The sequence below is a fragment of the Conyzicola sp. genome, assembly GCF_046714715.1.
In the GTDB taxonomy this organism is placed as follows: domain Bacteria; phylum Actinomycetota; class Actinomycetes; order Actinomycetales; family Microbacteriaceae; genus Conyzicola.
In genome coordinates this window covers 1-9,807 of sequence record NZ_JBKKAD010000163.1, presented here as the reverse complement: position 1 = coordinate 9,807, position 9,807 = coordinate 1, and the positions used below count along the sequence as shown (strand labels likewise).

Here is a 9,807-nt window from a genome sequence, read left to right as displayed (position 1 = left end):
GCCATCGTCTACGGCAGCGTGCAGCGCCACCCGATCGCCAGCGCGCGGGTGATGGCCTACTCCTACCCTGAGGCCTTCGCGGGAACGGTCGACGTGACCCTGGGCACCCCGGCGGCCGAAACCGGCGAGCTCTGGGAGACGCGCATCCCGCTGCTCGACGGCCTGCCGCGCCTCGCGGGCGCCGACGTCGTCTACCTGATCACGAGCGTCTCCCGCGACGCTCGGCCCGCGACGACCGACACCCTGCGCACGGCGGGCTGGCACGTTGCCCAGCAGTGGAACCTGCCCTCGGTGAACATCCTGCGCTACGAGCGCGGCTAGGAACTGCAGCTGGCTCAGGACACCCGCACCTGGAGCGTGTGCCAGCCCTCGGCGCCGTCGGGCACCACGTCGACCCGCTTTTCGGTCTGGGTGAAGCCCGTGACATCCGTCGCCCGCACTTCGATCGTGTGGTCGCCGCTCGTGGCCGTCCACTCGATGAACCACTGCCGCCAGGTGTCGGCCGAGATGGCTTCGGCCAGCGTGGCCTCCCGCCAGGGCTCGGTGTCGATGCGCACCTCGACGCGCTCGATGCCCACGTGCTGCGCCCAGGCGATGCCGGCGATCGCCACGGTGCCCGGCTGCAGCGAGACGCCGAACGCGGGAACGTCGATGCGCGACGACGTCTTCACCGGACCCTTCGCCGACCAGCCGCGGTCGGTCCAGTAGGCGCTCTCTTCCGCGAACGTCGACACCTTCAGCTCGACGACCCACTTGGTGGCCGAGACGTACCCGTAGAGTCCGGGCACGACCATGCGCACCGGGTAGCCGTGTTCGAGCGGCAGCGCTTCGCCGTTCATGCCGACCGCGAGCAGGCTGTTGCGTTCGGGGTCCTGCAGCACCTCGAGCGGCGTGGTGGCGGTGAAGCCGTCCTGGCTGGTCGACAGCACGACGTCGGCGCCCTTCGTCGGCACGGCCCGCGCCAGCAGCTCGCGGATCGGATAGCCCAGCCATCTCGCGTTGCCGGTGAGGTCTCCGCCGACCTCGTTCGACACGCACATGAGCGTGACGTAGGCCTCGACGAGCGGCAGGGCGAGCAGCTCGTCGAAGCCGATCTCGATCTCGTTCTCGACCATGCCCGTGATGCGCAGCCGCCAGTCGTCGGCGTTAATCGACGGAACCTGCAGCGCCGTGTCGATGCGATAGAAGTCTGTGTTGGATGTCACGAGCGGAGCGATGCCGTCGATGTCGAGCTCGGCGCCGGCAGGGATCGGCGGCGCCGCGATCGCGGGGGCCGGCAGTTTCAGCGCCGAGCGCACGGCGGTCACGGCGGTGGTTCCGGCGTTCATGGCGCGCGCGGCGACCCCGGCCACGACCGAGGCCGCGGCGGTCGCCCCGACCATCACGAAGAACCCACGACGCGACACCGCCGCGTCGGAGAACTCGCGCACCTCGCCCGACGATTCGGCTGCCGCCCAGCGGTGCAGCCGGTCGACGCCGACCCGCAGCACGACCACGCCGAGCACCATGCCGAGCACGGTGGGCACGGCCCACATGGCGCTGGCGTCGGCCCGGGTGACCACGGCGACGGTGGCGATGCCGCCGACCAGCACGAGGCCGACGATGCCGGACGGCGGCCGACGGTACTCGAGGATGCCGACCCCCGCGGCGAGCAGCGCGACCAGGATGCCTACCGTGACGAGCAGCACGATCTTGTCGTCGGTACCGAAGAGCCCGATCACGAGCGTCTTGAGCCAGCCGGGCACGAGGTCGATCACGAGCGAGCCGACGGCGAGCAGCGGGCTCGCGGCCGGTGCGAGGAAGAGTGCGGCGACCTCGGCGAGGGCGAGGGTCGCGGCGGCGGAGATCAGGCCGACGAGGGCGGCCCACAGGTTCTGGCGGCTCGCTGTCATGTGCTCTCTCCTACCGGCCGACGCGGTTCTCGCGCAGTCTACGCACTCATGATGCGTGCGCCGTGAACGGGGCCGGTGGCCCGCACCACGGTGAGGCGTGCGGCGCTCAGCGCGATCTGCAGCTCGAGCGCGGTGTCGAGGTCGGCGGCGAGAAACGCGACGGTCGGCCCCGACCCGGAGACGATGCCGGCCAGGGCCCCGTTGCGTTCGCCCAGTTCGAGCACGCCGGCGAGCGAGGGCTGCAGCTGCAGCGCGGGCGCCTGCAGGTCGTTGTACAGCGTCTCGGCGAGCATGTGCGGGTCGCCCGCGCGCAGCGCCTGCAGAACGTTGGTGTCGACCGACGGGGTGATCGACGCCGGGAAGATGTCCTGTGCGTGACGGTCGCGATGCTTGTCGAGCTCGTTGTAGACCGCCGGGGTGCTGAGCCCGAAGTCGGCGAGGGCGAGCACCCACTGAAACTGGCCTTTGGCGAGAGCCGGGCTCAACTGGTCGCCGCGGCCCGTGCCGATCGCGGTTCCGCCGGTGAGCGCGAACGGCACGTCGGCACCGAGCTGGCCCGCGAGAGCGAGCATCTGGTCGCGCGGCACCTGGGTGCCCCACAGGGTGTCGCAGGCGAGGAGGGTGGCCGCGGCATCCGCGGACCCGCCGCCCATGCCACCCGTGACGGGCACGTGCTTGTCGATGTGCAGGCTGACGCCGCCGCGGTAGCCGGTGCTGCGGGCGAGCAGCTGCGCGGCCTTGATCGCGATGTTCGAGGCGTCGGTGGGAACGCGCGACAGCTCGACCGTTCCGGTGACCCGCACCGAGAAGTCGTCGGCGTGGGTGGCGCGAACATCCTCGTAGAGCGACACGGCCTGGTAGGCGATCGCGACATCGTGATAGCCGTCGTCGAGCAGCGCGCCCACCCGCAGAAAGACGTTGATCTTTCCCGGCGCGCGAACGTGCACCGCGGTTGGGGTGGCCGACGAGGTCATGACTCCAACCTAGCCGAGGCGGAGAGCGCTCTAGACAGTGCTAGGCGACGGTGCTTCGGTGCGCGCGATGGCCAGGAAGTCGAGAACGGTGAGCTCTTCGCCGCGGCTCGTCGGGGCGAGTCCCGCCGCTTCCAGACGGGCGGATGCCACGGACGAGTCGCCGAGCACGACCGACAGCGACTGCCGCAGCATCTTGCGACGCTGCTGGAAGGCGGCGTCGATGATCGCGAACGTCGCGACGCGTTCCTGCTCGGTGCCGGGCAGGTCGGCGCGTTCGAACCCGACGAGGATCGAGTCGACGTTCGGCACCGGCCAGAACACCTGACGGCTGACCTTGCCGTGCGTCTTCCACTGCCCGTACCACGCAGCCTTCGCGCTGGGGGCGCCGTAGACCTTCGAGCCGGGAGGGGCGGCGAGGCGCTCGCCCACCTCGGCCTGCACCATCACCAGCCCGCGCGTCAGCGTCGGGAAGTGCTCGAGGAAATGCAGTAGCACGGGCACCGACACGTTGTAGGGCAGGTTGGCCACGAGCACGCTCGGCGCGTGCGGCAGCTCGGTGACCTTCATCGCGTCGTCCGTGATGACCGTCAGCGTCGCATCCGGCTGCAGCTCTGCCACCGTGACCGGCAACTGGGCGGCGAGGCGCTTGTCGATCTCCACGGCGACCACGTCGGCGCCCGTCTCGAGCAGGCCGAGGGTGAGCGACCCGAGGCCGGGGCCGATCTCGACCGCGGTCTCGCCCTTCACCACACCGGCGACGCGCACGATGCGGCGAACCGTGTTGGCGTCGATGACGAAGTTCTGGCCGAGCTTCTTGGTCGGTTGGATGTCGAGCAGCGCGGCAAGGTCGCGGATTTCGGCGGGGCCGAGGAGTGTCGCCACTAGGTCGTGCTCTCTGGGTCGGGGTCGTCGAGGTAGGGAAGGCGGATGGCGCCGGTCATCGGCGGCATCTCGAAGGTGGCGTCGGTGTAGGCGTCGCGGGGTGCGGTGACCGGCTCGGCGTCCCACCGGCCGTACACCTCCTCGGTGTTCGAGGTGATCAGGGCGGCGAGCATCGACACGTCGGTACCGAGGTGCTTGGCCATACCGCGCAACGTGTGCGGCAGCATGTACGGCGAGTTGAGGCGGCCGCGGAACGGGTCGGGCGTGAGGTACGGGGCGTCCGTCTCGACCAGCAGCAGGTGGCGCGGCGCGATCTCGAGGGCCTCGCGCAGGTCGTGCGCGTTCTTGAACGTGACGGTGCCCGAGAACGACAGGTACCAGCCGTTCTTTACGGCGATGCGGGCGAGGTCGGCGTCGCCGCTGAAGCAGTGGAAGACGGTCTTCTCGGGAGCGCCGACACGCAGCAGGGTCTCGACCACGTCGTCGTGGGCGTCGCGGTCGTGGATCTGCAGCGCGAGGCCGTGCTTCTTGGCGATCTCGATGTGCGCCTCGAACGAGCGGTGCTGGGCGTCACGGCCCTCTTCGCCGGTGCGGAAGTAGTCGAGACCGGTCTCGCCGACCGCACGCACGCGCGGGCGGGAGGCCAGCTCGTCGATGGCGGTGAGGGCGTCGTCGAGGGTGCCCGCGTTCGCGAGGCGCGGGGCCTCGTTGGGGTGCAGGGCGACGGCGGCGAGCACGCGCGGCTCGATGGCCGCCAATTCGGCCGACCACAGCGAGGACTCGACGTCGGTGCCGACCTGCACGACGCCACGCACACCGACGCTCGACCCCTTGTCGAGGTGCGCGTGGTAGTCGAGCGTTTCGGTTCCGGGAACGCCGGAAGGGTCGAGGTGCGTGTGGTTGTCGTAGATGCCGACGACGAGTGCCTCCGGCACCGATGCGTAGGTCTGGTCACTCATCACGCGCTCCTGTCACTATCCGGCGACCTCGCTCGGTTCGATGCGAGGGAAGAGGGGTTCGAGCGTGCCGAGACGACTGCCCGCGGGCAGCTGTCCCCAGTGTCCGGCGTCGACGATCACCTGGTCGGTGAGGTCGCCGAGACCGGCGGGGGCGCCGAGGGCGTTCCAGAGCTTGGCGGTGGCTTCGGGAATCACCGGCGACAGCAGCACGGCGAGCGAACGCAGGCCCTCGGTCGCGGTGTAGAGCACGGTACTGAGGCGCTCGCGCGTCTCGTCCTTCTTCGCCAGCACCCAGGGTTCCTGGATCGTGATGTAGCCGTTGAGCTCGTCGACGATCGTCCAGATAGCCGCGATGGCGTCATGGATGGCGAGCGTCTGGATCGCGGCATCCGCGTTCTCTGCCGCGGCCTTCACGACCGACTGCACCTTCAGATCGTCGGCCGAGTACTCGCCCGGCGCCGGCACGACGCCGTCGTAGTAGCGGTTGACCATGGCGATGACGCGGGAGGCCAGATTGCCGAAGCCGTTGGCGAGCTCGCTCTGGTAGCGCGCCGAGAGGTCTTCCCAGCTGAACGAGCCGTCCTGGCCGAAGTTGATTGCGCTCATGAAGTAGTAGCGGAACGCGTCGACACCGAACGTGTCGGTGATCTGGCTCGGCGCGATGCCGGTGAGCTTCGACTTCGACATCTTCTCGCCGCCGACAAGCAGCCAGCCGTGGCCGAAGACCTGCTTGGGCGGCTGCAGTCCCGCGGCCATGAGCATGGCGGGCCAGATCACGGCGTGGAAGCGCGCGATGTCCTTGCCGACCAGCTGGGTGGCGGGCCAGCGACGCTGGAATTCGTCGTCGTCGACGCCGTAGCCGATGGCGGTGATGTAGTTGAGCAGCGCGTCGAACCAGACGTAGAGCACGTGCGAGTCGTCCCACGGGATCTTGATGCCCCAGTCGAAGCTCGAGCGCGAGATCGACAGGTCGCTGAGGCCCTGCTTCACGAACTGCAGGATCTCGTTGCGCACGCTCTCCGGCTGGATGAAGTCGGGGCGCTCCTCGTAGAGATCGAGCAGACGCTGCTGGAAGTCGCTCATGCGGAAGAAGTAGTTCTTCTCCTTGAGCACCTCGATCGGGCGCGAGTGGATCTTGCAGACCAGCTGGCCGGCGTAGTCGCCGGTCTCGGTCTCCATGAGGTCGTCGAGCTGCTTGTACTCCTCGCAGCCGACGCAGTAGTAGCCCTCGTACTCGCCCGAGTAGATGAAGCCGTCGTCGTAGAGCTTCTGCAGGAAGATCGTCACCGCATCTTCGTGGCGCTTGTCTGTCGTGCGGATGAAGTCGTCGTTCTGGATGTTGATCGTGTTGAGCAGGGGAAGCCAGGCTTCCTCGACGAGCTTGTCGGCCCACTGCTGCGGGGTCGTGTCGTTCGCGACCGCGGTGCGCAGGATCTTCTGGCCGTGCTCGTCGGTGCCGGTCAGCAGCCAGGTGTCGTCACCGCTCTGACGGTGCCAACGAGCGAGTACGTCGGCCGCAACTTCGGTGTACGCGTGGCCGATGTGCGGCACGTCGTTGACATAGAAGATGGGCGTCGCAATGTAAAAGGAATCACCGGCGGCCATGAGTTCATCCTAAAGGTCGAGCGCGATTGTTACTCTCCGCCCGTCGCCGCCGGTCGAGTAGGTCGCTCCGCGACCGTATCGAAACCGCCGCCCGCGCCGAAGTGCAGTTGTGGCGGGTGCGGGCGCATCCGCACCCACCACACGTGCACTATGGCCGGCGCCTAACCGAACTACCGCGCCGCGAGCGCGCCCTCGTACAGGTCGCGCTTGCTGAGGCCGGTCTGCTCGGCGACCTCAGCGGCCGCCTCCTTGAGACGGAATCCTTCGGTGACGAGCTTGAGCACCTGTGCGATTCCGGTGGGCAGATCGGATGTCGCGGGGGCAGCACCCTCGACGACGATGCAGATCTCCCCGCGTGCCCCGTCGGCGAAATAGTCGGCGACCTCGCGCGCCGTTCCGCGCTTGACCTCTTCGTGCAGCTTCGTCAGCTCCCGGCACACCACGACCCGGCGGTCGTCGCCGAGGGCCGTCGCGATGTCGGCGAGCGCGTCGCCCAGCCGGTTGGGGCTCTCGAAGAACACCATCGTGCGTTCCTCCCGGGCGAGGGCGGTGAAGTAGGCGACGCGGCTCTTGCGCGGCAGGAACCCCTCGAAGCTGAAACGGTCGGTGGGCAGGCCGGAGACGGCGAGCGCGGTGAGCACGGCGCTCGGACCGGGCAGCGCGGTGACGGTCACGCCGGCGGCAGCGGCGGCCGCCACGAGCGGGAAGCCGGGGTCGCTGATGGCGGGCATGCCGGCGTCCGACAGCACGAGCACGTCGGTCTCGCGGGCCAGCTCGGCGATCTCGGCCGCCTTCTGCGTCTCGTTGTGCTCGTGCAGCGCGATGAGCCGCGGGCGGTTCTCGATGCCGAGCGCGCGCATCAGGTGGATCGTGGTGCGGGTGTCTTCGCTCGCGATGATCTCGGCGTTCGTGAGCGCCTCGATCAGCCGCTTCGACGCGTCACCGAGATTGCCGATCGGGGTCGCCGCGAGAATGATCACGCCCCAGTCTCCCACGTGCCAAATGCAGGAGATCTCGGCGGCGAGGCCCGCCCCGCCCCGGAAACGTGTGACTCGAGGTGAAATCTCCTGCATTTGGCACCGAGGGGCAGTAAGTACGATTGCGAGGTGAGCCAGCCCGACGACACCCGCGCCGACGCGACGAGCCGCGCGTTCGACGCCCTCGTCGAGCCGACCGGCACGACGGGCGAGCTGCCGAACGTGCCGCCGGCCCCGCACGTTCCGACGCGCATCGACGCCTGGTTCGGCCGCGTTATGGCGAGCGCCCGCAACCGGCGGCTCTACCACTGGGGCGCCCCGGCCCTCGTGGTGCTCGTCGCCGCGGTGACACGCCTGTGGAACCTCGGCTCCCCCGCCACACTCGTGTTCGACGAGACCTTCTACGTCAAAGACTCGTGGACGCTCTGGAACCTCGGCTACTCGGCGGCCTGGCCGCCCGAGGCCGACGCGAGTTTCAACGCCGGCGTCACCGACATCTTCCAGACCGCCCCGTCGTTCGTCGTGCACCCGCCGCTGGGCAAGTGGATCATCGGCCTCGGCATGGCGGCCTTCGGGCCCGACAACAGCGTCGGCTGGCGCATCAGCACCGCGGTGATCGGCGTCCTCGCCGTCGTGCTGCTCATGGTCATCGCGAAGAAGCTCTTCGACTCGACCCTCCTCGCGGTGATCGCGGGCGGCCTGTTCGCCATCGAGGGCAACGCGATCGTGATGAGCCGGGTCGCCCTGCTCGACAACTCGCTGATGTTCTTCGCACTGCTCGGCTTCGGCGCGGTGCTGCTCGACCGGGCCTGGGCCGAGCGGCGGCTGAACCGGTGGATCCGGTTGCGAACGGATGCCGGCAGGGGAACCGATTGGGGACCATCGCTGTGGTGGCGCCCGTGGCTCATGGCCGCGGGGGTCGCCTTCGGACTCGCGTCGGCGGTCAAGTGGAGCGGCTTCTACTTCCTCGCCGCGTTCGCCGTCTACACGCTCGTCGTCGACGCCCTCGCCCGCCGCCGCGCCGGGGTCTTCTTCTGGGGGTCCGGCACGCTGCTGCGGCAGGCGCCCGTGAGCTTCCTGCTCACCGTTCCGATCGCCGCCGTCGCGCACATGACGAGCTGGATCAGCTGGTTCACCACCGACAACGGTTACTACCGGCGCTGGGCCGAGGAGGCCGGCAACGCCTGGACCGGCGCGCTCGCCTGGGTGCCGCTCGACGTGCAGAGCTGGTGGCACTACCAGGCCAGCGTCTACGCCTACCACGTGGGTGAGATGCGCCCCCATTCCTATCAGGCCAACCCGCTGTCGTGGCTGTTCATGGTGCGCCCCACGAGCATGTACTGGCAGTCCTCCGTGCTCGGCGAGAACGGCTGCGCGAGCGACGCGTGCGGCGCATCCATCACCGGACTCGCCAACCCGGTCATCTGGTGGGCCGCGACCGCCGCGATCCTCTACCTCGTCTACCGTCTCGCCCGGTACCGCGAGTGGCGCGTCGGCCTCATCCTGACGGGCATGGCCGCCGGCTACCTGCCGTGGCTCGGCTACCTGCAGCGCACGGTGTTCCAGTTCTACACAATCGCCTTCGAGCCGTACCTGATCCTGGGGCTGGTGTTCGTAATCGGCCTGATCCTGGGCCGCAGAACCGACGATACGTGGCGACGCGACCAGGGCATCCGGTTCGTCTTCCTGTTCCTGCTGCTCGCGACCCTGGTGAGCGTCTTCTTCTGGCCCCTCTGGACGGGAATGCAGCTCGACATGCGCTGGATGCAGGCGCACTGGTGGCTGCCGACCTGGCGCTGACCCTCGCACTGGGGGTGCACGAATTCGGCTACGAAAAGTAGCGGATGCCCCGGCTAGGCCAGACTGTCTGTGGCCCGTAGTCGCGCCATCGGTCGTGATGCCGGCGGCAGCGCCAGGCGGGTTGGAGTGTCTTTCGTGGGTCGAACACCTCGCGGCGCCCGGGTCGCAGCCGCGGCTCTCGCCGTCTCGCTCGTCTCCCTCCCGTTCGCGGTCGCCGCGGGCAGCGCCTACGCCGCCGCTCCCCCTCCCCAGGTCACGAGCCCGGTGAACGGCTCGTACGTCGCGCCGACCGACCTCATCCGGTTCGAGGGCGTCGATGCCACCTACGGGTTCGCCGTCGAGGTGCTCGTCGACGACGCGCCGGTGTGCTTCACCGAGTCCACCCCCGAGGGAGTCTGGTTCTGCGAAACCGAGGCGGGTGTCGCCGATGGCGCGCACACGGTGGTGGCCCGGCAGACCGTGGATACCGAGACCAGCACGGGCACCGTCGTGGGGTACACGATCGGCGTCGCGCCCGAGCCCGAACCGGAGCCGGAGCCGCCGGTCGAAGAGCCGGTCGAGCCGCCCGTCGTGACCCCGGTCGAACCGCCCGTCGAGACACCCGCCGCACCCCCGATCGAAACACCCGCCGAGGTTCCGGCCGAAGTTCCGGCCGAGACGCCCGCCGCGGCGCCGACCGTCGAACCGGCGCCTCCCGCGGCCGCAGCGCCCGCCGCAC

At 69.3% G+C, this 9,807-nt stretch carries 8 protein-coding genes and 1 pseudogene; 3 read left to right on the top strand and 6 right to left on the bottom strand.

Going from position 1 to position 9,807, the window contains the following annotated elements; genetic code table 11:
* Positions 1-321 (top strand): annotated as a pseudogene (locus tag ACLQ6X_RS12230) (hypothetical protein); the annotation flags it as partial.
* Between the two features lie 14 nt (positions 322-335).
* On the opposite strand, the gene ACLQ6X_RS12225 reads toward ACLQ6X_RS12230, so the two are convergent.
* The 6 genes from ACLQ6X_RS12225 to rsmI all read right to left on the bottom strand — a co-directional run bounded on the left by ACLQ6X_RS12225 (position 336) and on the right by rsmI (position 7,292).
* Complete coding sequence (locus ACLQ6X_RS12225) at positions 336-1,892, bottom strand: molybdopterin-dependent oxidoreductase (RefSeq protein ID WP_411700427.1); 1,557 nt, start codon at positions 1,890-1,892, stop codon at positions 336-338.
* A gap of 38 nt (positions 1,893-1,930) precedes the next feature.
* Positions 1,931-2,866, bottom strand: coding sequence for a 4-(cytidine 5'-diphospho)-2-C-methyl-D-erythritol kinase (locus ACLQ6X_RS12220; protein ID WP_411700426.1), 936 nt, complete (start codon positions 2,864-2,866; stop codon positions 1,931-1,933).
* 30 nt (positions 2,867-2,896) lie between these two features.
* Positions 2,897-3,748 (bottom strand): 16S rRNA (adenine(1518)-N(6)/adenine(1519)-N(6))-dimethyltransferase RsmA, encoded by an 852-nt coding sequence (rsmA, locus tag ACLQ6X_RS12215; protein WP_411700425.1) that lies wholly within the window; start codon positions 3,746-3,748, stop codon positions 2,897-2,899.
* On the bottom strand, positions 3,748-4,707 hold the full coding sequence (locus ACLQ6X_RS12210) for a TatD family hydrolase (protein ID WP_411700424.1): 960 nt from the start codon (positions 4,705-4,707) through the stop codon (positions 3,748-3,750). The genes rsmA and ACLQ6X_RS12210 overlap by 1 nt, the downstream gene beginning before the upstream one ends.
* A gap of 15 nt (positions 4,708-4,722) precedes the next feature.
* Complete coding sequence (gene metG, locus ACLQ6X_RS12205; RefSeq protein ID WP_411700423.1) at positions 4,723-6,312, bottom strand: methionine--tRNA ligase; 1,590 nt, start codon at positions 6,310-6,312, stop codon at positions 4,723-4,725.
* A gap of 170 nt (positions 6,313-6,482) precedes the next feature.
* Positions 6,483-7,292: a 16S rRNA (cytidine(1402)-2'-O)-methyltransferase gene (gene rsmI, locus ACLQ6X_RS12200; protein WP_411700422.1), complete on the bottom strand. Its 810-nt coding sequence runs from the start codon at positions 7,290-7,292 to the stop codon at positions 6,483-6,485.
* A gap of 126 nt (positions 7,293-7,418) precedes the next feature.
* Here rsmI and ACLQ6X_RS12195 point away from each other — a divergent pair, with 126 nt between their 5' ends.
* Positions 7,419-9,089: a dolichyl-phosphate-mannose--protein mannosyltransferase gene (locus ACLQ6X_RS12195; RefSeq protein ID WP_411700421.1), complete on the top strand. Its 1,671-nt coding sequence runs from the start codon at positions 7,419-7,421 to the stop codon at positions 9,087-9,089.
* Between the two features lie 135 nt (positions 9,090-9,224).
* Positions 9,225-9,807 (top strand): hypothetical protein (locus tag ACLQ6X_RS12190; RefSeq protein ID WP_411700420.1); only part of this gene is annotated, 583 nt, incomplete at its 3' end.